Source organism: Paenibacillus oryziterrae, assembly GCF_042610485.1.
GTDB lineage: Bacteria > Bacillota > Bacilli > Paenibacillales > Paenibacillaceae > Paenibacillus_AQ.
In genome coordinates, this window is the sequence record NZ_JBGJZO010000006.1 from 100,275 (window position 1) to 125,172 (window position 24,898).

Annotated in this window: 21 protein-coding genes; 14 read left to right on the forward strand and 7 right to left on the reverse strand. The window is 49.9% G+C overall.

The window, feature by feature from the left end; genetic code table 11:
* Positions 1 to 35 precede the first annotated feature (35 nt).
* Positions 36 to 1,094, forward strand: coding sequence for an HD domain-containing phosphohydrolase (locus tag ACAN55_RS09280; RefSeq protein ID WP_379131159.1), 1,059 nt, complete (start codon positions 36 to 38; stop codon positions 1,092 to 1,094).
* A gap of 104 nt (positions 1,095 to 1,198) precedes the next feature.
* On the opposite strand, the gene ACAN55_RS09285 is transcribed toward ACAN55_RS09280, so the two are convergent.
* Positions 1,199 to 1,891 carry a response regulator transcription factor gene (locus ACAN55_RS09285; RefSeq protein WP_379131161.1) on the reverse strand — a complete coding sequence of 231 codons (693 nt, stop codon included), beginning with the start codon at positions 1,889 to 1,891 and terminating at the stop codon, positions 1,199 to 1,201.
* Between the two features lie 154 nt (positions 1,892 to 2,045).
* Here ACAN55_RS09285 and ACAN55_RS09290 point away from each other — a divergent pair, with 154 nt between their 5' ends.
* The 4 genes from ACAN55_RS09290 to ACAN55_RS09305 are packed head-to-tail and all read left to right on the forward strand — an operon-like array spanning position 2,046 to position 7,323.
* A complete protein-coding gene (locus ACAN55_RS09290; protein ID WP_379131164.1) occupies positions 2,046 to 4,082 on the forward strand; it encodes a chemotaxis protein CheW in 2,037 nt (678 codons plus the stop codon).
* Between the two features lie 24 nt (positions 4,083 to 4,106).
* Positions 4,107 to 5,714, forward strand: a complete 1,608-nt coding sequence (locus ACAN55_RS09295; RefSeq protein ID WP_379131166.1) for a methyl-accepting chemotaxis protein — start codon at positions 4,107 to 4,109, stop codon at positions 5,712 to 5,714.
* 27 nt (positions 5,715 to 5,741) lie between these two features.
* Positions 5,742 to 6,188, forward strand: coding sequence for a chemotaxis protein CheW (locus tag ACAN55_RS09300; protein ID WP_379131168.1), 447 nt, complete (start codon positions 5,742 to 5,744; stop codon positions 6,186 to 6,188).
* A gap of 25 nt (positions 6,189 to 6,213) precedes the next feature.
* Positions 6,214 to 7,323, forward strand: coding sequence for a protein-glutamate methylesterase/protein-glutamine glutaminase (locus ACAN55_RS09305; RefSeq protein ID WP_379131170.1), 1,110 nt, complete (start codon positions 6,214 to 6,216; stop codon positions 7,321 to 7,323).
* Between the two features lie 299 nt (positions 7,324 to 7,622).
* Here ACAN55_RS09305 and ACAN55_RS09310 read toward each other — a convergent pair whose 3' ends face one another.
* Entirely contained in the window at positions 7,623 to 8,684 is a 1,062-nt protein-coding gene (locus ACAN55_RS09310) for an LLM class flavin-dependent oxidoreductase (RefSeq protein ID WP_379131173.1), read from the reverse strand.
* A 185-nt stretch (positions 8,685 to 8,869) separates the two neighbouring features.
* Here ACAN55_RS09310 and ACAN55_RS09315 point away from each other — a divergent pair, with 185 nt between their 5' ends.
* On the forward strand, positions 8,870 to 9,751 hold the full coding sequence (locus ACAN55_RS09315; RefSeq protein WP_379131176.1) for a TolB family protein: 882 nt from the start codon (positions 8,870 to 8,872) through the stop codon (positions 9,749 to 9,751).
* A 92-nt stretch (positions 9,752 to 9,843) separates the two neighbouring features.
* Here ACAN55_RS09315 and ACAN55_RS09320 read toward each other — a convergent pair whose 3' ends face one another.
* Positions 9,844 to 10,317, reverse strand: a complete 474-nt coding sequence (locus ACAN55_RS09320) for a heme-degrading domain-containing protein (protein WP_379131179.1) — start codon at positions 10,315 to 10,317, stop codon at positions 9,844 to 9,846.
* A 101-nt stretch (positions 10,318 to 10,418) separates the two neighbouring features.
* On the opposite strand from ACAN55_RS09320, the gene ACAN55_RS09325 reads away from it, so the two are divergent.
* From ACAN55_RS09325 to ACAN55_RS09335, 3 genes are read left to right on the forward strand one after another with little or no spacing between them, the layout of a single operon-like run.
* Positions 10,419 to 10,658, forward strand: coding sequence for a hypothetical protein (locus ACAN55_RS09325; protein WP_379131182.1), 240 nt, complete (start codon positions 10,419 to 10,421; stop codon positions 10,656 to 10,658).
* Between the two features lie 18 nt (positions 10,659 to 10,676).
* A complete protein-coding gene (locus tag ACAN55_RS09330; protein WP_379131185.1) occupies positions 10,677 to 11,696 on the forward strand; it encodes an ROK family protein in 1,020 nt (339 codons plus the stop codon).
* Between the two features lie 21 nt (positions 11,697 to 11,717).
* Positions 11,718 to 12,929 (forward strand): MFS transporter, encoded by a 1,212-nt coding sequence (locus ACAN55_RS09335; RefSeq protein ID WP_379131187.1) that lies wholly within the window; start codon positions 11,718 to 11,720, stop codon positions 12,927 to 12,929.
* 110 nt (positions 12,930 to 13,039) lie between these two features.
* On the opposite strand, the gene ACAN55_RS09340 is transcribed toward ACAN55_RS09335, so the two are convergent.
* Positions 13,040 to 14,221 (reverse strand): oxalate decarboxylase family bicupin, encoded by a 1,182-nt coding sequence (locus ACAN55_RS09340; RefSeq protein WP_379131189.1) that lies wholly within the window; start codon positions 14,219 to 14,221, stop codon positions 13,040 to 13,042.
* Positions 14,222 to 14,453: 232 nt separating this feature from the next.
* On the opposite strand from ACAN55_RS09340, the gene ACAN55_RS09345 reads away from it, so the two are divergent.
* Genes ACAN55_RS09345 through ACAN55_RS09355 form a run of 3 tightly spaced genes read left to right on the forward strand, consistent with a single transcriptional unit; the run spans position 14,454 to position 17,543 of the window.
* A complete protein-coding gene (locus ACAN55_RS09345) occupies positions 14,454 to 15,752 on the forward strand; it encodes an Nramp family divalent metal transporter (RefSeq protein WP_379131191.1) in 1,299 nt (432 codons plus the stop codon).
* Between the two features lie 36 nt (positions 15,753 to 15,788).
* A complete protein-coding gene (locus tag ACAN55_RS09350; protein WP_379131194.1) occupies positions 15,789 to 17,345 on the forward strand; it encodes a tetratricopeptide repeat protein in 1,557 nt (518 codons plus the stop codon).
* A gap of 45 nt (positions 17,346 to 17,390) precedes the next feature.
* Entirely contained in the window at positions 17,391 to 17,543 is a 153-nt protein-coding gene (locus ACAN55_RS09355; protein WP_379131197.1) for a hypothetical protein, read from the forward strand.
* Between the two features lie 433 nt (positions 17,544 to 17,976).
* Here the strand turns inward: ACAN55_RS09355 and ACAN55_RS09360 are convergent, their stop codons facing one another.
* From ACAN55_RS09360 to ACAN55_RS09370, 3 genes are all read right to left on the reverse strand, one after another.
* A complete protein-coding gene (locus ACAN55_RS09360; RefSeq protein WP_379131199.1) occupies positions 17,977 to 19,284 on the reverse strand; it encodes an ABC transporter substrate-binding protein in 1,308 nt (435 codons plus the stop codon).
* A 229-nt stretch (positions 19,285 to 19,513) separates the two neighbouring features.
* Positions 19,514 to 20,353 carry a carbohydrate ABC transporter permease gene (locus ACAN55_RS09365; RefSeq protein WP_379131202.1) on the reverse strand — a complete coding sequence of 280 codons (840 nt, stop codon included), beginning with the start codon at positions 20,351 to 20,353 and terminating at the stop codon, positions 19,514 to 19,516.
* The gene (locus ACAN55_RS09370) at positions 20,353 to 21,243 is read right to left on the reverse strand and encodes a carbohydrate ABC transporter permease (protein WP_379131205.1); all 891 of its coding nucleotides are present in this window, start codon (positions 21,241 to 21,243) and stop codon (positions 20,353 to 20,355) included. The genes ACAN55_RS09365 and ACAN55_RS09370 overlap by 1 nt, the downstream gene beginning before the upstream one ends.
* A gap of 139 nt (positions 21,244 to 21,382) precedes the next feature.
* On the opposite strand from ACAN55_RS09370, the gene ACAN55_RS09375 reads away from it, so the two are divergent.
* The gene (locus ACAN55_RS09375) at positions 21,383 to 23,224 is read left to right on the forward strand and encodes a sensor histidine kinase (RefSeq protein ID WP_379131207.1); all 1,842 of its coding nucleotides are present in this window, start codon (positions 21,383 to 21,385) and stop codon (positions 23,222 to 23,224) included.
* Positions 23,221 to 24,825 (forward strand): response regulator, encoded by a 1,605-nt coding sequence (locus tag ACAN55_RS09380; RefSeq protein ID WP_379131209.1) that lies wholly within the window; start codon positions 23,221 to 23,223, stop codon positions 24,823 to 24,825. Before ACAN55_RS09375 ends, ACAN55_RS09380 begins: the two co-directional genes overlap by 4 nt.
* The last annotated feature ends 73 nt before the right edge of the window (positions 24,826 to 24,898 follow it).

The following is a 24,898-nucleotide window of genomic DNA, read 5'->3' on the forward strand; positions in this document are numbered from 1 at the left end:
GATTTGAGAAGAGCGGGGTGCTGTAGATGTCAAATATGGATCTCCTGACTATAGAAGAATCACCAAAAATCATGATCATCGATGATGTCAGATCGAATACACTATTGCTGGAGAAGCTGTTTCGGCTGGAAGGTCATCAGAATATATTGGTGATTCATGACCCAACACAAGCACTTGAGGCGATAGAACGGGAAATGCCGGATGTTCTTCTGCTTGATTTGAATATGCCGGTGGTTAGCGGATTTGATATTATGACATCACTGCACGAACAGAACCATCAGCTGTTGTATTCATTGCTGGTAATCACAGCATATCAAGATGCGGAATCACGGCATCGGGCTCTGGAGCTTGGAGCCCGGGACTTTCTCACCAAACCTTTTGATCCTACGGAGGTGACCATCAAAGTACGCCATTTACTAGAGGCGAGCCGCCAGCGCAAGCTCCAGGAGCTGCAAAATTCTCAGTTAAAGGCTATGCTGCAACAGCGAGCTGTACGAATTGCCGAGCTTAAGGAAGAGTATGTCTTGCGGCTGATTGATGCAATGAAGCAAAAAGACGATGAGACAGGCCGGCATTTGATCCGGATGAGCAATTATGTCTTTCAAATGGCTAAGCAGTTAGGTTTGGAGGATGATTATTGCCATAAACTGAAGTATGCGAGTGCCATGCATGATATCGGCAAGCTGGCGGTTCCTGATTCGATATTGTTAAAGAAGGGAAGACTTACCCCCGAAGAGTTTGAGGTTATGAAGCAGCATACGACTAAGGGGGCAGAGCTCTTGGCGGGAAGCCAACATGAGACGTTGATTCTTGCGGAGTGCATCGCGCTGACTCATCATGAAAAGTGGGATGGAAGCGGATATCCAAGAAACTTAAAGGGAGAAGAAATTCCCCTTGAAGGGCGGATCGTGGCAGTTTGCGATGTGTTTGACGCTCTGACTTCAGAAAGACCTTACAAAAGGGCATGGTCGGAAGAGGAAGCTTTGGCAGAAATCATGAGCCAAAGCGGAATCCACTTTGATCCTGTAATTGTCCAAGCATTCAGCGAAATTTATGAGCAGATCATTGGTATCAGAAGAAAATGGATGGATTAAATTACAAAGGGTCGTCCCGGGGATCCGCTTCAGGCGGTTTCCGGGGACGACCTTTTTAAATATAAGAAAGGATAAGTTCCTCCTTATACTTTAACTGTTTCTTCTTAATTCACAAATTTGTAGCCGATCCCCCAGACTGTCTTGATCAAGCGGTGATCCGGATCGATTTTTTTGCGGATGTTTTTCAGATAGACGGTTACCGTATTGATATCTCCATTATCTTCATATCCCCAAACGGCGTTGTAGATTTGCTCTCTGCTGAGAACAAGATTTCGGTTACGGACCAGGTGCAGCAGGATCTCCAGTTCTTTCCCCGATAAGTGTACCGTCTCACCTTGTACAGATACCTCATAGGTTTCACCGTTGATAATCATCTCACCAAATTGAAACACCTTCTGGTTAGACGCGGGAGCTTTGACATTGACGTTGCGACTCTCTCTTCGGAGATGGGATTTAATCCGTGCTGTCAATTCGTCGATACTGAACGGCTTGGTGATATAATCATCCGCGCCTAATTCCAGACCAACCACCTTGTCAATTTCGCGGTCCTTTGCGCTGAGTAGAAGTATGGGCCCAGTGAAATGATCACGAATGGACTTGCAAATATCGAGACCGTTTATATTCGGCATAATGATGTCCAGGACGATTAATGCGAAATTATGGATCTTGACATGACTGATGACTTCCTGACCATCGGAAACCGTAATTACCTCATATCCTTCGATCTCCAAACGCTTCTTTAGGAGTATAAGAATATCACGATCATCGTCAACCACAAGAATTTTAGGTTTATCCATTCTAGGGTAACCTCCACAGTTGTTCTTATATCTATGATTTTATCACATTCTTTTCAGACTTTTTAATATTTATATCACTTTGTCGCTAGAATTGGTTGATATAACTAGATTGTAAGGTACTAAGGGGTGGTTCCCCATAGGATGTGATGCTGCAATGGATATGAACCAGTTCATGGATGTGTTTATGGAAGAGGCTGAAGAGCAGATTCAAATTATGGAGGAGAGTATTCTCCGGTTGGAACAGGGAATAGAAGAACATGAAACCATTCAGATCCTTTTTAGAGCTGCCCATACATTGAAAGGTTCTTCTGCTGCCATGGGTTTCGTTGGTATTAAGGAGATTACTCATGAGATGGAGTCCCTGCTGGATCTGCTCCGCAATAATAAATTAGGTCTCACTCCTGAACTTATCGAATTGCTTATGGAGTGCGCAGATATGATCAAGGCGCTCGTAGATGCGGTCGCTACGGATTCCGGTGGAATGGATATTTCGAAGCTTGCCGGAAAGATCATCCGGTATCGCGAGGGCGGCTCCAATGTAACCGTGTCGATAGTAGAATCCTTGTTGGAGCAACAATCACCATCACCGCTGATGTTGAACCTGGATGAACGTTACCGTTGTCTTGAAGGCAAAGAGCAGGGACATGGAATATTCGATATTCTGGTTGGCTTGGATAAGGGCTGTCTCATGAAAGTAGCCCGGAGTACAATAATTCATCGTCATGTTGCGGATCTTGGCGAAATCGTGTGCATGAATCCGCCTATGGATGAGCACTCCGATGAGCAAGATGATTCCCGGTTTAATGCTCTGCAATTGGTTCTCATCACCCAACGTACGGAGTCCGAGATTCAGGAAGCGCTATCTTCCTTGGTGGATGTGACTTACATACATGTTCAGGATGTGGAACTCAATCCATCAGTTCAAGCGTCAAAGGGGAGCGAACCGAAGATTATAGAAACACATGAAGTGTCCCCTGTCTTGTCTCGAGCCTCCCAGCCCGAACAATCACAAGACCGCAAAAAAGTCCGTTCCATCCGTGTAGAAGTGGAGAAACTGGAGCAACTGATGAATCTGGTGGGAGAGCTTTTGATTGATCAGGTTGGCATTAAGCAGACAAGCAGAGATATGGAACGGCGTTACCAGGCCGATGATAATTTTGGCAAGTTGACCGGACAGAGTGACCACCTAGGACGGGTCATTCATGAATTACAGGAACAGGTCATGAAGATCCGGATGCTGCCGGTGGAGCAATTATTCAGCCGTCTACCTCGGATTGTCAGAGATTTATCTAAACAGTTAGGCAAAGAGATCCACTTGCAACTGATCGGTGGAGAAACAGAGATTGACCGGACAGTTATCGAGGAGATCAGTGACCCCCTTATCCATTTGCTTCGCAACGGAGTGGATCATGGAATTGAGTCTGAAGAGGAGCGGATACGGTGCGGTAAATCTCCGGAAGGGACCTTAACTGTTCATGCTTCTCATGAGGGTAATCAGGTAGTCATACGGGTAAAAGATGATGGTGGTGGAATAGATCCTGAACGAATCAAAAAAAGTGCAATCAAGAAGGGCATCATTACCGATGAAGCGGCAGCTTATTTATCCGACCGTGAAGCAGTGCGTCTTATATTCAGGCCCGGCTTCTCAACAGCGGAGTCAGTCAGTGATATATCCGGGCGTGGTGTGGGCATGGATATTGTCCGAGATCACATTGAGAAGCTGAATGGCATCATTGATATACAAAGTGACATTGGCGAGGGAACGGAGTTTCATATCCGTCTTCCGCTGACACTGGCTATTATTCCCGGACTTCAGGTCAAAGTGAATGGAACTGGTTTTATCCTCCCCATGTCCAATGTTCTGGAGATTATCCGGGTAAGGCCGGAAGAGGTCGATTCGATCCGTGGCGAACCGGTGATCAACCTGCGTGGTGAAGTCCTGCCGCTGCTGCATATGCAGGAGGTCCTAGGGTGGGACAAACATCAGATTGAGAAGCCTTATCGGCCGATTGTTATTATTGGCATGGCAGAGAAGCGGATCGCGCTCATGGTGGATGAGCTCAGTGGAAATGCAGACATCGTTGTGAAATCAGTCGGAAGATATGTAGGGAAGAGCAGGTGTATCACCGGGGCCACCATATTGGGAGACGGGAAAGTCGCCTTGATATTTGATATCGGTTCACTATTCTAAATTTCAGGAATGAGGGGAAGGTCTATGAAGAAGTTTAGCCTTTCGATAAAGATCAAGCTGTTGTCCGTTCTATTAATTCCAATACTTGCTTTGGGGATTACTTCTTATTTATCGCTTCACCTGGTGAAGTCATCCGATAACAATCTAAAGCATGTGCTCTATGATAATGGCTATCAATTGACCTACTATATGATCAATGCTGACAGGGATATGTATCAGGCCTATTCTGCGGCGCAGCTCTATTATTCAACCAGAGACAAGGAAGCCTTGGATGCTTTCAACGAGAATGTCGGACAAGTGAATGAACGATTAGGTATAGTTGAAGGGATACTGAATTCTCAAAACGACCGGCGGATATTGGATTTGAAGGACGAGAACAACGATGGGATACAAGTTAACATCGCTAACTCAAAGGCAGAATTTGCGAAATGGGCAGATGGGATTGCCAAACAGTTTGAAACTGTAGGAACGGTAGTAGTCACGAATGAACTGCTTCATGTGACTCAGTTCACTGAGGCGCGCGGGCATCTGGATTCTGCATCAGGAATTGTGGAGGTATTCATGGAGCAAGAAGTGAATACTTCCGAGAAAGCCATTGATAAGTCATTTACGACCATTCTTGTGATTAGTATCGTGTTGCTGCTCATTTCGTTCACTTTAGGTTATATCTACATTGGTAAAATAAGCGGTGCCTTTAAGCTCATCCGTAAAGTCATGGAGAAGCTGGCTGCCGGCGATTTAACGATTGAACCGATTAAGCTGCGGAGCAGAGACGAAATTGGACTGGTAGCAGACGCCATTAATAATATGACCCGTAATATTAGGGTACTGATTGAGAAGGCTGTGGGGCTGTCGCAAAGTGTCTCGATTGCCTCCCAGGAGATTTCACTGAATACCGAGGAAGTGGTAAGAAGCAGTACTCATCAAGCCAATGATGCCCAGACCATGACGATGCTGGTGAGTGAACTGACAATGGCAGTAACTTCAGTCGCTCAGAATGCGGAGAAAGCTTCGGCTATGTATCAGCAGACAGCGGGTATTACTACGGAAAACATGCGTGTTGTTGAAGCCTCTATCCATGAGATGAATGTGGCAAGTGAGCAGATGTACAAGCTGCAAGAGGATTCCAAGAAAATCGGCAAGATTCTCGATCTGATTGACGATATCGCAGATCAGACGAACCTGCTGGCACTAAACGCCGCAATCGAAGCTGCAAGGGCGGGTGAACATGGAAGAGGCTTCGCCGTAGTCGCAGATGAAGTCCGCAAGCTGGCGGAACGGAGCGGAGAAGCTACTTCACAGATTGCCCTGACTATTGAGACGATGCAGGAGAATACAGTGAAAAGTGCTTCTGCGGTAGAAGTTGGCGTCAAATCCTCGGCGGAGGCGGCGCAGGCATTTGATAAGATCAATCGCATTGTCAACGAAACCGCGCAGTTGATCTCGGAAATCGCCGCAGCCAGCGAGGAGCAGGCCGCTCAGGCGGAGGACGTGCTGCAATCCGTGCAAAGTATCGCCGCTGCAAGTCAGGAAGTATCCGCTTGCGCCGAACAGACCGCATCTTCTTCACTGGGATTGGTGGAATCTACAGACCAGCTCAATGAATCGTTGTCCGCATTCCGGGTTTCTTAAGTATACAGGTGAATGAGGTGAAGTGAGATGGCTTTAGATACATCTATTCAATATGTAGAGCTTGGCATCGGCAAAGAGAGGTATGCCATTCCGATTCACGATATTCATGAAATTATCCGGATACAGGAGATTACCCAATTCCCGCACACCTCCGTTTATGTTGAGGGCGTAATCAACCTGCGTGGTAAAATTGTTCCGGTAATCAGCCTGCGCAAGCGTTTTGGATTTGCGGATGAACCGAATAGCAAGCGTACTCGTATCGTTGTCATTAACCGTTCAGACGAGAAGGTGGGTATTCTCGTAGACCACGTGAATAAGGTTATACGCATTCATGACGCCCAGGATCCGCCGGAGCGGTTAGGCACTGTGAGCAGCGCATTTTTTGAAGGAATCGGGAAGTCGGACAATGGAATTGTCAGCGTTCTGAAATTAGATTATCTTGTCCAGGAGACTGGGGAAGGAGATCCTGAATAGTTGGCTTAACAGGAGGAGTTGCAGCATGGTTACCCGCGTATTAGTTGTTGATGATTCCGCTTTTATGCGGAGGCTGCTGTCGGAGATGATTCAAGAGTTCCCGGATTTCGAAGTGGCTGGAACGGCCAGAAATGGGGCAGATGCCTTACAGCAAGTAACGCTACTCCGGCCGGATGTAATCACCATGGATGTAGAGATGCCGATCATGGACGGATTGCAGGCACTGGGTGAGATTATGAGGGTCAGACCAACACCGGTAGTGATGCTCAGTTCGCTAACCCAAGAGGGTGCGGATGCCACGATTCAGGCATTGATGCTCGGTGCCGTTGACTTTATCGCTAAGCCATCCGGTTCCATCTCAGTGGATCTGGTCCATAAACAGAATGAAATCCAGGCTAAACTGAAAGCTGCTGTAGCGTCACGCACTTATATCCGAAGACTGGAGAGCGAAGCTCCCCAGGTGCCGCGAACAATGCCGGTCGAGCTGAAGCTTCCGCCCATCCCAAGCAGAGAACCCGTCAAGAATGTAAAAGGCATATGTGCGATTGGTACATCCACAGGCGGGCCGAAAGCACTTGATGCAGTTATCTGTTCACTCCCGGCAGATCTGAGTGTTCCGGTCGTGGTGGTTCAGCATATGCCGCCTAAATTCACAGCTTCACTGGCCCAGCGTCTTGACCAGCATTCGGAACTGCATGTAGTGGAAGCCCGGCATCATCAGACGCTGGAACCCGGTTTTGTATATATTGCACCAGGTGGTAAGCATATGGAAGTGGAGGGAACGGCTGCAGGATTTTACCGGATTGTCATCCATGAACAGGATACAGTGAACGGTCATCGCCCGTCGGTGGATGTGCTCTTTGATTCCGTAACCCGGCTGAAGGGCCTGAAGAAAAGCTATGTGATCATGACAGGAATGGGCGGGGATGGCGCACATGGCATGCAACGCGCGAAACAAGCCGATCCGCAGGTGGTTACCCTTGGCGAGTCAGAATCAACCTGTGTGGTGTACGGTATGCCCAGAGTGGCTGCGGAGCTGAAATGTGTCGATCATGTTCTGCCTCTTACGCAAATCTCCAGAAAGATTTCTGAGGTATTCAGCTCTATTTCCAGAATTCCCCGCCGGCTACAGTAATATTGAAACGTGAAATGGAGAAATGATCACATGAAATGTGTTCTTCATCGGAAAATTCCACAATCCATTTATTATTGATGTCGTCGGCTTTATTCGATACTCCAGATTATAAAGGGTAATTATGGAAGACGCAGTACGAAATAAATTAAGATGTGCGTATATGCACGGTTCAGACATGAAGGTGTCTTTTACCTCGAAGGTTTCTCGTTAATTACACTCGGATATTAGCTACGGTAAAAGAAGAAGCGTGAACGCCAATTGGCGTTCACGCTTCTTTTCATTGATATTTTATACACGTCTTAGCCCCGGGCCAGCTCCGCTCGCACGATCGGCGCAACCTTGGTGCCAAGCAGTTCAATGGCGCGCATCACGTCGCGGTGCGGCATCGTACCGACGTTGACGTGCAGGAAGAAGCGGGTGACGCCGAGGTTCTTGTGCAGCAGGAGAATCTTCTCGGCGACATATTCGGAGTCGCCGACATAGAGCGCGCCGCGCAGGCTGCGCGCGGCATCATAGGCCGAGCGGTTGTACCGCTGGCTCCAGCCGCGTTCGCGTCCGATGACGTTCATCTGCGCCTGGGTCGGCTCGTAGAACATTTCAGCGGCCTGTTCCGTTGTGTCCGCGACGAAGCCGTGTGAATGTGTGGCGATCTGCAGCTTGGCAGGGTCATGCCCGGCCCCAGCTGCCGCGTCCTTATAGAGCTTGACCAGAGGAGCGAAGCTTTCGGGCATTCCGCCGATAATCGCGAAGGCGATAGGCAGTCCCAGGACACCGGCACGTATCGCCGATTCCGGATTACCGCCACTTGCGATCCATACCGGAAGCGGGTCCTGAACAGAGCGGGGATAGACAGGGAGATTGTGGATCGCAGGGCGGTGACCGCCGTGCCAGTTCACTTTCTCCGAGGCTCTAATCGCAAGCAGCAGCTCCAGCTTCTCTTCAAACAATTCGTCATAATTGTCCAGATCGTAACCGAACAGGGGGAAGGATTCGATAAAAGAACCCCGTCCCGCCATAATCTCCGCCCGGCCATTAGAGATGCCGTCTATTGTTGAGAAGGCTTGGTATACACGGACAGGATCGTCTGAAGATAGAACCGTTACCGCGCTGGTCAGCCGAATATTCTTAGTCATAGCTGCTGCAGCCGCAAGAACAACGGCAGGAGCCGAACCGGCATAATCAATCCGGTGGTGCTCGCCAATACCATATACATCAAGACCGACCTGGTCCGCGAGTACGATCTCCTCCACGGCATCGCGCAGCCGCTGGGCATGACTCATAATTTCACCGGTTACCGGGTCTGGCGTTGTTTCCAGAAAAGTGCTGATACCAATTTCCATTACAGGTGCAGTTTCGGCCATAGTTCTCTCCTCCTTCAATAAGTTCATTCTACTATACTTTTTAATGTTTCTCAATATTAGTAAGTAAATATCTTTGTTCGTTATTTGCGGTAGCTGTGAAAAGGAACTGGAGAGTGGATGTAGAACTCATTAAAGAGCATGGGCAACAGTATATTATATCCGAAATTCAAATAAAGGAGCCTGACATGGATACGAACAAGGAAACGCATAACACCAATGAGCGCAGTATTATCAGCATTCTGGAGACGGTCGACATACAGACGGGTAAGCGCACGGTTCTGGCTGAATTCGACGAGCTGATCGAAGCCCCGAACTGGACCCGGGACGGAGAGAGTCTAATTTACAACAGTAAGGGGTGCATATATTCGTTTGATATCGCGGCCCGCATAAGTACTTTGATCGATTCCGGCTTTGCCGTGAACTGCAACAACGATCATGTGCTGTCTCCCGACCATTCACAGCTTGCGGTCAGCCATCATACCCGTGAGGACGGGAAGTCCAGAATCTACATTTTTCCGGTAAAAGGGGGCTCGCCGGTACTTGTGACTCCGCTTGGGCCGAGTTATCTTCACGGCTGGTCTCCAGACGGCAATACTCTGGCGTATTGCGCCGAACGGAACGGTCAATACGATATTTACACCATTCCCGCAGCCGGAGGGGTCGAGGTTCAATTGACAGACCTGCCGGGGCTGGACGACGGTCCTGAGTACTCTCCGGATGGAAGACATATCTGGTTCAATTCCGTGCGTACAGGACTGATGCAGGTATGGCGGATGAACGCGGACGGCAGCGAACCGGTGCAGATGACTTTTGACGAGAGCAACAACTGGTTCCCCCATGTCTCACCGGATCGTGAAACGGTCGCCTATATTTCCTACCGCAAAGGCGATGTCGATCCTGGTGACCATCCGGCCAATAAACATGTCGAGATCCGCTTAATGTCCAGCAATGGCGGAGAATACCGCACACTGGTCAAGCTGTTCGGTGGCCAGGGTACACTTAATGTAAATTCATGGTCCCCGGACAGCAGACAGCTGGCCTTTGTGAGCTACCGGTTTAAAGAATAGGGCAGGCCGGAAACTTGGGCAGAAAAAAGCCCTGAACTTTTCCTTACGGAGGAGCTCAGGGCTTGTACCGGATGTACCGGTTTATTTGTTTTTTATGAACCAACCTTTAGAAATTCCCGCAGGGTATCAGAGATCATCTTGTGATCCTCTTCGCCGGGAAGCCCTGAAACCGTAATGGTGCCAACGATTCCGGCATCTTTGACGATCAGCGGGAACGCGCCCCCTTCAGCGGCATATTTCACAGGATCCAAACCGTGTGCTTCCACACTCGAACCAGTGGAGCCAAGGAGCACATGCATGTAGTAAGAACTGTGATTGAAGTGGAATACCGTGTTATTTTTGCGGCTGACCCAATCGTCGTTCTCCATGTTTGTCCCATTCATTTTGGTGTAGAAGAGCAGCTCGCCGCCGCGCTGGATGTTGACGACAATCGATTTGTCCTCCCGGAGAGCCTTATCTATAATTCGTGTGCCCACTTCATAGGCGGTAATATTCGTAAATTCAGGGAACTTATAATCCTCTTCCTCTTGAAGCAGCTTGGCTAGTAGAGCGCTTTCTTGTTCCAAATGAAGCACGTCCTTTGTACTGGAATAAATGCAATCCTAATTATACCTCTTGCCGGGTTTGTTGAAAACAATTCAAAGAAAGAACAGGAGTGATTCTCATCATGCTGCAGACGGTGAATGGGAGAATTGATGAACTGGAAGCGGGACGGATCCTGGTCCACGAGCATGTAATGGTCGGATTTATGGAAGACGGAAAGATGACTCCGGACGATTATAATCGGGATGAAGTCGTCGAAATGATTCTCCCGCAGATGATGAAGCTCCGGGAAGCAGGCTGCTCCACTTTTGGAGAATTTTTTTTATTTCTCTATTTATTAAAATACTTTTATAAAGTATTATAATAACCGAGGTGAGAAGATATGAGTAACATCGGCGGCAACGCCCTCGTGATCAAGGAGATTAATCTGAATCTGGTGCGCAAGGTGCTGAAGGAGAAAAAGCAGGCTACCAAGAAACAGATTGCAGATACCACAGGACTGAGTATTGTGACCGTAGGAACGATGCTGCAGCAGCTGACGGCTCAGCAGGAAGTGCTGGAAGTAGGGTTGTCCTCCTCCAGCGGAGGCCGTCCGGCACAACAATATGCATACAATGACAATTATGCTTTTGCACTGATTCTGTTCCCGCAGGAGCAGGGAGGAGCCAGTTACATACACAGCAGGGTGGTCAATCTATCCGGGAACTGTGTGCATGAGAGTGAGGTTCAGGTGGAGGCGGTAGATGTACTCTGCTTTGAAGGCATCATCGACAATATTCTAGAGCAATACCCTTCCGTTCAGGCGATCGGCTTCGGACTGCCGGGCGCGGAAGTGGACGGGACAATGGTGGTTTCCGATTATGACGGACTGCGGGGTGTTCCCGTGGCAGGGCATTTCAGCTCCCGTTATGGCAGGCCCGTTGTAATCGAGAATGATGTGAATGCCGCCGTTATCGGATACTGTCACGGGGCGGAGACGTCAATGGACGCTTCGGTGGTCTATTTATATTTTCCAGAAAGGTTCGCTCCGGGGGCGGGCATTTATCTACACGGCAAGCTGTACAAGGGGAGAAGGGGCTTTGCCGGGGAGATCGGCAACCTTCCGCTTGGGATATTGTGGGGGGATGACAGTCTGCTATCCTCCTTCGACGCTGCCTGTGAAGCTGCGGCGAAGCTAGTGGTAACGGTCAGCAGTGTGCTGAATCCGGATACAGTCGTCGTGTCCGGGAGCCTGCTCGGACCGGAGCACATGAAGGCTGTATCGACACTTTGCAGCGAACAACTTCCGCCTGGAGGAATGCCGGAAATGCGGCTGTCAGCCGATTTCGCCGCAGATTATACCCAAGGAATGATCGTGCAGACGCTCCGCACGCTTGAACCGAATTTGCAACTAACCAAATAAAAGATATAGGTGGTTAACGATATGGCTACATTTTTTCTGATCATCATTTATATGGCCTTCATCAGCTTAGGTCTGCCGGATTCCATGCTTGGCGCAGCCTGGCCTGTGATGCAGGTCGAGTACGGAGCACCCGTTGATCTGGCCGGACTGCTGTCCATGATTATTGTTGCCGGAACTATTATTTCCAGCTTATCCAGTGAGGTGATACTGAAGCGCCTGGGGACCGGTATGGTCACATTTATCAGTGTTGCGTTTACAGCGGCAGCTCTGCTCGGGTTCGCCCTGGCGCCTTCCGTTATTTGGCTGGCCCTATTCGCATTGCCGCTTGGTCTGGGCGCCGGATCGGTTGACACCGGACTCAACAACTATGTGGCTACGCACTATAAAGCCCACCACATGAGCTGGCTGCATTGTTTCTGGGGAGTCGGTGCGATGCTTGGGCCGATCATTATGTCCGGGTACATCTCCGGGGGCAGTTCATGGCGCAGCGGGTATATGACGGTTGCGATCGTGCAGTTTGTGCTTGTCGCGCTGTTGTTCTTCACACTTCCGCTCTGGAAGCGGGAGGAGCAGAGCCGTATGGAGTCTGTGGGAATACATGCAGAGACTGTGGCGGAGTCCGAACTTCCGGAGATGATTCCGGGGCAAAAACCCCATCGCATCAAAGGTGTTAAAGCCGCAATGCTTACGTTCCTGTTCTATGTCGGGGTTGAGGCAACCGTGGGATTATGGGGCAGCAGCTTTCTGGTGCATGTAAAAGATTTATCTGCCGCTTCGGCGGCACAATGGGTTTCGCTGTATTACGGAGGCATTACCGCAGGACGATTGATTACCGGATTCGTGACGTTTAAACTCAGCAACCGTGTGTTGATACGTGCGGGCCAGTTCATCTCGCTTGCCGGCGCCGTGCTCTTAGCGGTTCCGCTGCCGGACATTTTCTCCCTGGCTGGGCTGATTCTGATTGGGCTCGGCTGCGCGCCAATCTTTCCGTGCATGCTGCATGAGACCCCTGCCCGTTTCGGCAGAGAGAATTCCCAGAAGATCATGGGCTACCAGATGGCTGTGGCTTACACGGGCGGAGCCATCCTTCCGCCACTACTGGGCTGGGTCGCCGCCCGCACTTCCTTTGTGATCTTTCCGTTCGTGCTCGTGGTGTACGCTATCGTTATGCTGCTCTGCTCGGAAAGCATCAACGCCATGATGAACAAAAGGCAGCAGCGGAGCGGAATGTAGCCGTAAGTAATCCTGTATATAAAAAGTGGGGTGTTCCAAAAGCCATGAAATGAAATGGCTTGGGACACCCCAATTTTTTAGAAGGATACATCAATGGGCAACCCAACCTTTTATCGATGATATCCCGGAAATTTCACCACAGGGGATTTAACCTTCCGTAGAGAGTCTATAACTTCCGGCCCTACATGAAGATTGCTCTCCACCAGCTGGTGTGGAGTCAGTGCCATCCATTGAGCGAGCGAAACATCGGCGAAGCGGTCGCTTTTGAACATTTCTAGGAACCATAAAGACCCTTTCCCCGTGTTCTGAATATAATGCCCATAGGCAAAAGGAACATATCCGACATCTCCGGCTCTGTAGTTGAAGGTGCGTGCAGCGCCATCCCCGGCGAATACGGTCATCCGGCCTTCTCCCGCTAAATAATATTGCCATTCATCATTATTGGGATGCCAATGCAGCTCGCGCATGCCGCCCGGCTCAATCTCCACCAGCGCTGCAGCGATAGCCTTCGAGATAGGGAAGTTCGTGGAGTCCACGATTCTAACGCTTCCACCGGAGGTTCGAAGTGGCGTCTGTGCCAGCAGCTTATGCTTAAAGCTCTGTGGAATCTCACCGTAGGGGGACTCTACGGCCTGGCTCTGCAGCGTGCCCGGAACCTTATCTTGATAGATGTACACTTGATCGGAAGGAATGGACTCAAAGGCCGCGGCAGGCACTCCGAAATTAGCGGACAGCACCTCTTTGGGAGTATGTGCGAACCAGTCAGATATGGACAGAGTATTCAGATCGGAGAAACTTCCGTCATCAAAGACGAGCAGAAATTCACAGCCTTCCTCCAGGCCCTGAATGGAATGCGGAATTCCCGGCGGAAAATACCACAGTTCACCCGGTCCCACGTCCGCAATGAAGTTCCGTCCGTTCTGGTCTACAGCGGTGATTCGGGCGCTGCCGAGCAGCATGTAAGACCATTCAGCCTGTTGATGCCAGTGCAGCTCGCGTACACCTCCAGGGGTCAGGCTCATATTCACAGCGGCCAGTGTTGTTGCAATGGGCAATTCGCGCTGGGTAACTTCCCGTGACCAGCCTCCGCAGTTCAACTGCATATGGGCATCTGAGAACGAAAATTTCAGATTGGGCACAAGCCCTTCATCGGTCACAGGCGGAACGAACATATCCGGGTTCTCCCGATCCCGCATAATATCCCTGGGACCCAGGTCGATGTTGCCCGCACCATCCTTTCGAATGGGCTGGGGCACTGCGGGTTTTGAAGCTGAAACATGCCAATCGTCCATCAGCTTTGCTCCTCCCCGAATTAGAAATAATCCAATGAGAAATATATGCGTTTCTAATTCTTTTATGATAGGGGTCAAATGCAATGGGTATTGAAACCATCATGAAAAGCTATTTACATTATTCATTAACGGGATTATAATTTGAGTATAAAGTTGCACTAAGGAAACTTTCGTGTATATAGACAACTTTTACATGATTATAGATAATTTTTATTGAACAGGAGGGGAAGACATGATTGAACCAAATGTGAATGTGGTTAAACCCTACGGGTTGAAAAATAAACGAAACATCGTCACCGCCGAAGCGGTTCTGCGGGGGGATATCAAAGGCTTCCGCCGAGTGCTTCCTTTTCTTGGACCGGCGTTTATCGCTGCTGTCGCCTATATTGATCCCGGCAATTTCGCTACGAACATTACAGCCGGTTCCAAATACGGATATATGTTATTGTGGGTCATCTTTGCCTCGAATCTGATGGCGGTTCTGATCCAGACCTTATCCGCGAAGCTTGGCATCGCCACGGGCAAGAATCTTCCGGAGGTCGCGCATGAACGGTTCCCTAAAGCCGTCTCCATCTTTCTCTGGATTCAGAGTGAGCTGGTCATTATCGCTACCGATTTGGCTGAATTTATCGGGGCCGCGCTGGGACTATACCTGTTATTCGGTATTCCCATGCTGCCTGCGGCATTAATCACCGCCGTAGGTTCCTTCGGGATTCTGGAGCTGCAGCGCCGCGGATTCCGCACACTTGAGGCTGGCATTGCCGGAATGGTCTTTATCGTAGTTATGGCATTCGCCTTTCAGGTTATTGTGGCACAGCCGGATATGGGCGCTGTTGCAACAGGGATATTTACTCCCCGGTTTGAAGGTGTGGACAGTATTCTTCTGGCTGCAGGAATCTTGGGAGCAACCGTTATGCCGCATGCGATTTATCTGCATTCTTCACTGACGCAAAGCCGGGTTGTAGGTAACAATGAGCAGGAGAAGAAACAGATTTTCAAGCTGGAGTTTATCGACATAATGATCGCCATGCTGATTGCCGGAGCCGTAAATATGGCGATGGTGATCGTCTCTGCCGCTTTATTTTTCAAGAATGGTCTTGTGGTTGAGGATCTGGATGTGGCGTTTCACCAGTTCGGGCAGATTGCCGGGCCGGTTACAGCAGTGTCTTTCGGTCTTGGGCTGCTGATTGCGGGACTATCGAGTTCGTCCGTCGGCACGATGGCTGGTGATGTGGTCATGCAAGGTTTTATTAATAAAAAAATCAACCTGTACCTGCGGCGCGCCATTATGATTCTGCCTCCGCTGGCCATTATCTTCTTCGGGATCAATCCGACAAAAGCGCTTGTGATGAGCCAGGTCATCCTGTCCTTCGGGATTGCGTTCGCACTGATTCCACTCGTCATCTTCACAAGCAACCGCAAGATTATGGGAGGACTGGTCAATCGCCGCTGGACGTCAGTGCTTGGATGGCTGATCTCGGGACTGGTGGTTGCACTGAATTTGTTCCTGGTGCTGGAAATGATAATATAAAGGTTAAGACATAACAGAAGAGTAGGTTGGACAAAGATGAGTTCTACTGTATCCCCGCGTTACCGTTTCAGTGAAGCGCCCATCTGGGAGCTGCAACGAGCATATTATGAAGAGGAAGGAACCCGGGCTTGGCGCAATGATGAGGTTCCGCAATATATTACGAATAATCCGATGATTGCCTCGGCCTATGCTGAGATGATCTTCGGATTTCTTCAGGACCGGGCAACACTCGGTTTCATTGCTGAGCCGGTCACGATTCTGGAGCTGGGAGCCGGATCAGGCCGGCTGGCGTTTCATATTCTTACTGAGCTGTGTGCGATCATCGATTGCGCCGGAATTCCACTGCCATCGTTCCGTTATGTAATGAGTGATCTTCCACTTAAAAATATAGAAGGCTGGCAGCAGCATCCCGGTCTACAGCCTTTTGTGAGTAGGGGGGTTCTTGATTTCGCACAGTTTGATGCACTGCACGATGTGGAATTGCATTTGACGGAGAGCGGTATCGTGATTAAACCGGGTGATCTGAAGCAGCCACTGCCGGTAGTAGCCAATTATTTCTTCGATAGTATTCCACAGGAGCTGCTATATGTGGATGAAGGTAAAATATTCGACTGCGAGGTGTCGTTCCAGGTTCCGGAGAATACGGATGAACTGAAGCCTTCAGAGATACTGGAGCAGATGGTCCCGGAATTTCATTACGTTAGGGCGGCAGCATACGAAGAGGAGGCTTACCCGTATCATAGTGTTATTGCACTTTACCGGGAGAAGCTGGAGGATTCGCATGTTCTTTTCCCGGAAGCCGGCCTTTCCTGTCTGGAGCGGGTGGGAGCACTGTCGGAGGAAGGATTCCTTCTTCTTACTGCAGACAAAGGCGACCACCGTCTGGAGAACTGGGAATTTGCCGAACCCCCGCAGTTGATCCATCACGGGAGCTTCTCCCTGACGGCCAATTATCATGCGATTCAAAATGTGCTGGAGCAGCGAGGGGCACTTGCTTTGTTCACGGAGCATCATTATAAGAACCTGAATATCGGCATGATTCTGATGCTTCATGAGCCAAGTCGTTATGCCAATACACGTCTGGCGTACCGGCGGTCGGTATCCCGATTTGGGCCGGATGATTTCTTCAGCATGAAGGAATGGGTGGATCAGCAGGTGGACACCATGGGGCTGCAGCAGATCCTGGCGTTCTGGCGCCTCGGCGGCTACGATGCTGAAATGTTCATCCAGAGCGCCGAGCGTATTTCAGAGCTTCTCCCGGAGGCCAATGATGAGGAAATGCTGGATCTTCAGCAGGGAATCAGACTGATGTGGGCAGGTTATTATCCGTTGGAGCAGCAGTACGATCTGGCGCTGGACTGTGGTCTGCTTCTGTTTGAGATGAATAGGTTCGAAGAGGCGAGGGAGTTCCTGGAGCGATCTTTACAGGATCAGATTCATGAGCCGGTGGCACCTGTATTCTACAGTCTGGCAATCTGTTACCTTGAGCTGGGAGACGAAGCTGGGGCTGTGGAATACACACAGCAAGCGCTGGTGCTGGAGCCCGACAACGAAGAGGCGCTGGAGCTGCTGCGGGCGCTGAATGAAGGTTAGAGGTAAAAATAGTGCGGGCGCAGGAAGTCCGCGACTACCGGAGGTGTGGCTCAGAATCCATCTCCCTTCTGGGAAATTACCCAACCTCTTGGGATCGATGCTATCCGCTATTTCTTTACGATGCGCAGCATGGAATCCCATCGAACCCATCTGTCGGCTGCAAAATGTCCGCTCTCTGCGTACATCTACCTGCTGTAGACCCATCTGCCCATACTGCAAACCCTCTACATCCGGGATCATAAAATACGGTTAATTTTTGCTTTTGAAGAGTAAATAGTCTTTCGCATAGGTTCTATTGCATTTACTACAATAGAATTATAAATATTGAGGTGTATAGTGGGTTCTGCTGCATTTTGTGCAATAGAATTCACTCTCGGGGCATAAAATGACGTACTCTGTTGCACAGAATGCAACAGAATTCATTTTGGGGGCGAAAACGAGGCAATCTGCTGCACAAAGTGCAACAGAATTCATTCTCGAGGCGAAGGGGCATCGTTCTTCTATCGCAGCGTATTTCCGGCATAAACAACAGGAGATTCCGGCAGCCGTATTGGCTGCTGGAATCCCCTGTTTATTTTGCAAACCATTCTAATTCGGCCACATGCGGCCTAACCAATCAAAGCAGCCGCTGTTATTGCTTCACAATATCCTGAACGGCTTTATCCAGCTTCTCCAGAAGCTGATCGCGGGAGATTTGTCCGCCGAGATATTCCTGCATGGCAGCGCCGAAGCCTTGAGTTACGCCATCCGGGAACATATCCCAGTTCCAGCCAAGTGCAGTAGCGGATTTCTCTTGAAGGGCAACGGCTACTTGGCCGATGTCCTCAGCTTTGGTCTCGATATTGGTTTCCGCAGGAATGAATTTGAACTCTTGAGTCAAATATTTCTTACCTGTTTCGGAAGTAACCATCCAGTTAAGGAACGCTTTAGCTTCTTCGGGATGAGCTGATTTGCTGTTGACGATATAGTTGTTCGGAACGCCAACCAGGACGGTTCCTTCTTCATCACTGATCGGAAGAGCAAGAATTCCAAGATTCAGCGCCGGATCAATCTTATCGATATCGCCTTGAGTCCAGTTACCTTGCATCATCATCGCAGCTTTGCCGGAAGCGAAGTCTGCAACTTGGGTTGCATAGTCTGTGGTCATTTTATCTTCTTGGGCGTTGTTAAAGATCACATCTACCAGATCCAGCCATTGCGTGAATACGGCATTGCCTTTAATCGTTTGTGTGCCTGCTTTAAGATCCTCAATGAACTGTTTTGGATCCTGCTGATGAGCAAGAGCCACGTTCACCAGATGGATCCCCATCGACCACCATTCATTAGTTGCTTCAAAAGGTGTGATGTCCGCTGCTTTCAGTTTCTCTACTGCAGCTTTAAGCTCGGAGAGGGTCTTCGGTTCTTCGGTAATACCGGCTTTCTCAAAGAGGTCTTTATTGTAGATCAGGCCATAGCCTTCCACGTTCATCGGCATACCGTACAGTTTGCCGTCTACGGTTGCAGGGATTTTCGAGGTAGGAATCAAATCCTTCACCCAAGCTTCGCCCGACAGATCGGTAGCACGGTCCATATAAGGAACGAGAGCGGCATATCCGCCGTTATTGAAAATTTCAGGCTCAGATCCGGCTGCGATTTCTGCCTTAAGCAGGGCGCCGTAATCTTCACCGCCGCCATGGGTTTCGACTTCAACCTTCACGCCAGTTTCCTTCTCATATTCTTCTGCGAGTGCATTGAGCTGTTCCGCGATCTCAACTTTAAATTGGAACATTTTTATGGTGATATCCTTCTTGGGGGTCTCTGTTGCTGCGGGAGCCGCCGTTTCTGCCGGAGCATTGGTAGCGTTTCCATTTGTAGCGGAATTGTTGTTGCCGCCGTTGCCGCAACCTGCCATAATAAGTGTGCAAACGATTGCGGAAATGAATGCAAGCTTTTTCTTCATGTGTATATAACCTCCCTGGTTTATGTTCCTACACTCTGATCCTAATGTAATTTGCTGACGAACAGAACGCAATATTTTGCCGGAAAAAGTGGATATTGTTGCAGCGCACCCCGCTTGGGGAAGATTCTCCTTCGTACGTATGGGTGGGCGCGCCGCAGTATTCAGAACAATCCCGCCGTAAGTTGAGTGTGTGGCAGCCTGCAGCCATCCTTTAGAACAGCCCACCACATTACCCCTTAACTGAGCCGGTAGTCACCCCTTCCACGATGTATTTTTGCAGGGCCAGGAAGAAGATCAGGATCGGCGTGATGGCCATCACGAGACCAGGCAGGGCCAAATCCCATTTCTTCGTGTACTGTCCAAAGAACTTCGTAACGGCAACTGGAAGCGTCGTTAGATCCTTATTGCTTCCAATCACCAGCACGGGCAGAAGGTAGTCATTCCAGATCCACAGTGTGTTAAGAATTACCACAGTGACAATGATCGGCATGAGTAGTGGGAAGACGATACGGAAGAATACACCATAAGGGTTTGAACCGTCTACCCGGGCAGCTTCCTCGAGCTCATAGGGAACGGTTTTGATAAAGCCATGGAACAGGAAGACGGACAGAGGCATGCCAAAACCAAGATAACAGGCCACGATTCCATATAATTCCCCGCGAAGCTCCAATATACTCGTTACCCGCACCAGCTGCAGCATCAGCGACTGAAAAGGAATAATCATGGCCGAGATCAGCAGCAGGAACACGAACGAGTTAAACCGGGAAGGCTTCCGGACAATCCGGTAAGCAGCCATTGAACTGAAGAGCACAATGAAGATTACGCTGAGGATTGTGATTTGAAAAGAGTTCCAGAACGCCTGCGGGAAATCGATGATTTTCCATACGTCGGCATAGTTGCTCCACTTAAAGACCTGAGGAACGGACGCGGCGTCCACGAGAATCTCCCGCAGTCCTTTGACCGAATTCGTCAGGACCAGATAGAACGGTGACAGGAAGACAAGAGCGAGCAGGATGGTTACCACTTCAAGAGCAAAGGTGCTCATCCGGTATCTGCTGGTACTGTGCATTATGCGGACACCTCTTTTCTTTTGGTCAACCAGACCTGGGTAATGGTGATAGCGGATACAGCGACAAAGAATAATAGTGCTTTGGCAGTGCCCAGACCATAACGGTTGTTGATCAGCGCCTCGGCATAAATGTTAAAGGCAAGAGACTGGGTAGAGGTACCCGGACCGCCTTTGGTGAGCGAGAGATTCAGGTCAAACATTTTGAAAGCATTGGATGTCGTCAGGAACAGGCAGATGGTGATAGCCGGCATGATCAGGGGCAGATACACGCTTTTGAACAGCTGAGGAGCACGAGCGCCATCAATCTTTGCCGCCTCAACAAGGTCCTTCGGAACTCCAGCCAGTGCTGCAATATAGATAACCATCATATATCCGGCAGTCTGCCAGACGAATACAATCACCAGACCCCAGAACCCGGTAGACGGTGTGCCGAGCCAAGGAAGATTGAAGAAATGAATACCGGTCAGATCGCCGATGGTGCCGAAGCCTTTCGTGAAGATGAACTGCCAGATGTAGCCAAGCAGAATGCCGCCGATCACGTTTGGCATGAAGAAGACGGTGCGGAGCAGCTTCTTGGTCTTCAGGGCAGTCATCAGGATAAAAGCGAGCAGAAGCGCCAGGATATTAGCTATAATCACAGAAACCGCAGTGAAGCGGAGTGTGAAGAACAAGGAATCCCAGAACTTATCATCATTCGTGAAGATGCGTTTCCAGTTAGCAGCCCCCGTCCAGACGGCTTTGTCCAGATCCAGTCCGTTCCAGTCCGTGGAGGAATAATAGAATCCAAGAATGAAGGGCGTGACTACGATGACGAGGAAGAAGAGCAGACATGGCCCTAGAAATACGATTTGTGGGCCCCAGTCCCTTTGAACGCGCAGAGCTTTTCTCATAGGAATCTCCTTTATTTAATTTAATGAGCGTGTTTTTATTATAGGAAACCCGGCTTTGTTTCAACACTCAATTTGATGATGATAAAAGTGGATTATATTGTTGCTGTCTAAGACACCGTGAAGTTGCAGGAGGGAAGAAATGTTCAGAAACAGTATCCGAACGCGCCTCATGGCGCTTGTGCTTCTGGCTACCGTTATTCCAGCCGGAGTTTCCGTTACATTCTCATACATCTACACCAAGCAGTCGGTAACGGAGCAGTCCGTGAAGCAGAATACGAAACTGCTGACGCTTGGAGAAGCTAATCTTAGCAGTTATTTCGGCGGCATTAACCAGCGCGCGATGACGCTCTACAGCGGAATCAATGTCCAGGGCTCCTTTTACACGGCCCTTCTTGTAGCTAAGGCGCCAGACACCTTGCCTGCCGGGGAGACTGTGCCGGACAACCGAGGTATTGTCTCCACCCAGCTGTACAATCTATTCCTGTCTGATCAAAATATATTTCAGGTTCATTTGTACATCCGGGCGGTTAAGCAATCTAACACGGTGCTGGGCGGCCTGTTCCGGAGGGAGACGAATGATACGTACATGCCAACCCCGAATCCGGGCGGCGGCAACCGCCCTTTTATCGAGGTTACGCATAAAGACCATCAATACGGACTGAGGTCCGGATTTCTGGGCCGCAAGGTTGGAACAGTACCTGTGTTTAGCGCTCATTTCCCGATCTACCGGACACCAAGTGACGAGGTGCTGGCCGATCTGTCCATGGACTTTCGGCTAACTGAACTGGAGAGTATATCAAGGTCCATGTATAATTCCGAGACAGAGCGCCTCTATATTCTTAATGAACAGGGAGAGGCCTTGTATGCTTCCGAACCGAACTGGATCGGCAGGACATTTAAGGAAGGCTGGACCCAGGGGGCCGTTAATCAGGAGAGCGGCCATTTCACTTGGAACGACCGGGGATTCAAGGGGATTGTGATGTACCGGCATCTGAATTCATCCCTGTTCAAAGGCACGATAATTAAGCTGGTGCCTTATGAAGACCTGTACAGTGATGCCAGGACCATCACAAGAATTAATGGCGCCATCGGGGTGATATTTCTGATCATTGGAGGCATTGCTGCAGTGCTAATCTCCATCGGTTTCACCCGGCCGATCAAGAAATTGATTTCGTATACCCAGAAGGTGCAGATCGGACAGCTCGACGCGGTGGTTGATGCTGAACGGGAGGATGAATTCGGGCTCCTGACCCGTAAAATCTCGGGCATGACCCGGACGATTAATAACCTGATTCTTCAGGAATACCGGCTCGAAATCGCCAATAAGACCAACCAGTTGAAGGCGCTCCAGGCCCAGATTAATCCTCATTTCCTGTACAATGCGCTGCAATCCATTGGCACCTCATCGCTGCGCTATAACGCACCTAAGGTGTATGAACTGATCTATTCGCTGGGTAGCATGATGCGGTATTCCATGGGCACGGAACGTACGCAGGTGACGCTTAGGGAGGAGATCGAGCACGTAGAGAATTATATGCTGCTGCAGCAGGAGCGCTTCGGGGAAGAGGAGCTTAGGCTGGATATATCGATTACAGAGGCTGCTTCGGAGATCATAGTCCCTAAGATGATTCTGCAGCCGATCGTGGAGAATGTATTCAAGCATGGGTTCACGGATGGTATACGTCAGGGGGTTATTATGATCCGCTGCTGGCTGGAAAGAGGTGCGCTGCAGATTACCGTCAAGGATAACGGAACAGGTGTCTCAGAGGAGGATCTGGATCACCTTGAGACCGCGCTTCGCAGTACCGATGGAACCGAGCATGAGGAGATTGGACTGCGCAATGTGCGGGCCAGACTGCGATTACAGATCAGCGAACAGGCTGATCTTACAATTGGCAATAATCCGGAAGGCGGGGTCACAGTTACACTGACCATTCCTTTAACAGATGAGAGATATGACGAAGGGAGCGGGCAAGGATGAAGGTACTGATCGTAGATGATGAGAAGCATGTTCGTGAGGCCATCCGCTATTTCGTCCCTTGGCAGGAACATGGAGTGTCAGAAATCTTCGAGGCGTCTGACGGGCAGGAAGCCGTATCAATTATCAAGGAACAGCGCCCGGCGATTGTATTCACAGACATGAGGATGCCGCTGATGGATGGTGCAGAGCTGCTGGAATGGCTTCATACCCATTCCCCACAGACGAAGACAATTGTGATCAGCGGTTATCAGGACTTCAATTATGTGAAACCGGCCATTGTGTATGGAGGAACCGACTATTTGCTCAAGCCCTTAAACAGTAAACAGCTTATAGCCTCGGCAGAACGTGCTTTTGAAATGTGGAGAAGCGAGGAGCGCGAGCGGGAGCTGGCCTGCCGGCAAAATATTCAGCTTAATGTACTGCGTCCGCTCTTTTGGGACAAAGCCCTGTCCGATCTGCTGACGGGAATGCGCACGGTGCATGAACTCGCTCCAACCCTTGAGGAAGAGCTGGGTTTCCGTAAAGATACACCTTGCTGCCGTGCAGCCGTGATTTCGCTGACCTCCGCCAACTGCAGACTGCTGCAACGCTTTTATGGGGATATGCAGCTTACGTCCTTTGTGCTGGCTAATGTCTGCAATGAAATCCTGACTCCGCAGCGGATCGGCTTTGCCTTCCGCTACTGGCATGCCGATACGGATATCGTGATTCTGTTCTGGGATCAGACGGAGGAAGCGGAGAAATGGCTGCACCGTATGAACGAATCCTTTATGCAAGCATATGGGGTGCAGCTCGATATCGGTCTCAGCGGACCCGGAGGATTACCGGATCAGCTTCCGGATTCCTTCCGGGAAGCGCTGCAGGGTCTTGGCGGGCGGAATCTTCTCCGCAGTGAGGGACGAATTCACTATTACCGGAAAGAGCCCCAGGAGAAGAACTCGGCTGCCGAACAGGAAATGCATCTCTATCTGGAGAAGCTCAGATTGTCGCTCTTGTCCGGCGATCAGGCGAAAATGGAACGGGCCGCAGATGAATGGGCCGGACATTTGGGTAGCCTTGACCTGATTACCGAGACTAGCATTCGTCATGTACAACAAGAAATCGAGCTCCTGCTGGCCCGGTGGCAGGAAGAGCACAGGGAGAGTGAGGAGGAGACGAAGGAGAGCCTAGCCTTCGAACCTTGTTATGATGAAGAAGGGCTCTTCTCGGTGGAAGGCTGGGGGAATCAATTGAAATCGGTTCTGCGGAAGTTGTTCAGGGAGAAAGGGCCGGGCCTTAATGCCGACAGCAGGCTGGTTTTGGAAATCCGCGCGTATCTGGACCGGAATTATCAGCAGGATATGACCCTGCAGCATATCGCCGAGCGATTCTATCTCAGCCGCGAGAACGTCTCGCGCAAATTCAAGCAGGTGACCGGCGAGAACCTGTCCGATTATTTAACGAACCTGCGGGTAGAGAAAGCCAAGGCTTTGCTGCAGAATACGAGCCTAAAGCTAACACAAATCTCGGAGCTTGTCGGTTATGAGGATGAGAAATATTTCAGCCGCGTCTTCAAGAAATCAACGGGACGTACACCGAGGGAATATCGGAAGGAAGAATAAGACGGCCCAAGAATGGCCTGCGCCAGCTTGGATGGCTTAGGGGACACTGTTAGAGCAATATCAAGCAGGGAAA

What these genes read in the sequence shown, in the direction of transcription:
- ACAN55_RS09365 (WP_379131202.1), bottom strand. Translation starts at nt 20,353, where the DNA reads ATGCACAGTACCAGCAGATACCGGATGAGCACCTTTGCTCTTGAAGTG.
- ACAN55_RS09375 (WP_379131207.1), top strand. Translation starts at nt 21,383, where the DNA reads ATGTTCAGAAACAGTATCCGAACGCGCCTCATGGCGCTTGTGCTTCTG.
- ACAN55_RS09340 (WP_379131189.1), bottom strand. Translation starts at nt 14,221, where the DNA reads ATGGACGATTGGCATGTTTCAGCTTCAAAACCCGCAGTGCCCCAGCCC.
- ACAN55_RS09295 (WP_379131166.1), top strand. Translation starts at nt 4,107, where the DNA reads ATGAAGAAGTTTAGCCTTTCGATAAAGATCAAGCTGTTGTCCGTTCTA.
- ACAN55_RS09290 (WP_379131164.1), top strand. Translation starts at nt 2,046, where the DNA reads ATGGATATGAACCAGTTCATGGATGTGTTTATGGAAGAGGCTGAAGAG.
- ACAN55_RS09330 (WP_379131185.1), top strand. Translation starts at nt 10,677, where the DNA reads ATGAGTAACATCGGCGGCAACGCCCTCGTGATCAAGGAGATTAATCTG.
- ACAN55_RS09315 (WP_379131176.1), top strand. Translation starts at nt 8,870, where the DNA reads ATGGATACGAACAAGGAAACGCATAACACCAATGAGCGCAGTATTATC.
- ACAN55_RS09310 (WP_379131173.1), bottom strand. Translation starts at nt 8,684, where the DNA reads ATGGCCGAAACTGCACCTGTAATGGAAATTGGTATCAGCACTTTTCTG.
- ACAN55_RS09300 (WP_379131168.1), top strand. Translation starts at nt 5,742, where the DNA reads ATGGCTTTAGATACATCTATTCAATATGTAGAGCTTGGCATCGGCAAA.
- ACAN55_RS09305 (WP_379131170.1), top strand. Translation starts at nt 6,214, where the DNA reads ATGGTTACCCGCGTATTAGTTGTTGATGATTCCGCTTTTATGCGGAGG.
- ACAN55_RS09335 (WP_379131187.1), top strand. Translation starts at nt 11,718, where the DNA reads ATGGCTACATTTTTTCTGATCATCATTTATATGGCCTTCATCAGCTTA.
- ACAN55_RS09325 (WP_379131182.1), top strand. Translation starts at nt 10,419, where the DNA reads ATGCTGCAGACGGTGAATGGGAGAATTGATGAACTGGAAGCGGGACGG.
- ACAN55_RS09350 (WP_379131194.1), top strand. Translation starts at nt 15,789, where the DNA reads ATGAGTTCTACTGTATCCCCGCGTTACCGTTTCAGTGAAGCGCCCATC.
- ACAN55_RS09285 (WP_379131161.1), bottom strand. Translation starts at nt 1,891, where the DNA reads ATGGATAAACCTAAAATTCTTGTGGTTGACGATGATCGTGATATTCTT.
- ACAN55_RS09380 (WP_379131209.1), top strand. Translation starts at nt 23,221, where the DNA reads ATGAAGGTACTGATCGTAGATGATGAGAAGCATGTTCGTGAGGCCATC.
- ACAN55_RS09360 (WP_379131199.1), bottom strand. Translation starts at nt 19,284, where the DNA reads ATGAAGAAAAAGCTTGCATTCATTTCCGCAATCGTTTGCACACTTATT.
- ACAN55_RS09345 (WP_379131191.1), top strand. Translation starts at nt 14,454, where the DNA reads ATGATTGAACCAAATGTGAATGTGGTTAAACCCTACGGGTTGAAAAAT.
- ACAN55_RS09280 (WP_379131159.1), top strand. Translation starts at nt 36, where the DNA reads ATGGATCTCCTGACTATAGAAGAATCACCAAAAATCATGATCATCGAT.
- ACAN55_RS09370 (WP_379131205.1), bottom strand. Translation starts at nt 21,243, where the DNA reads ATGAGAAAAGCTCTGCGCGTTCAAAGGGACTGGGGCCCACAAATCGTA.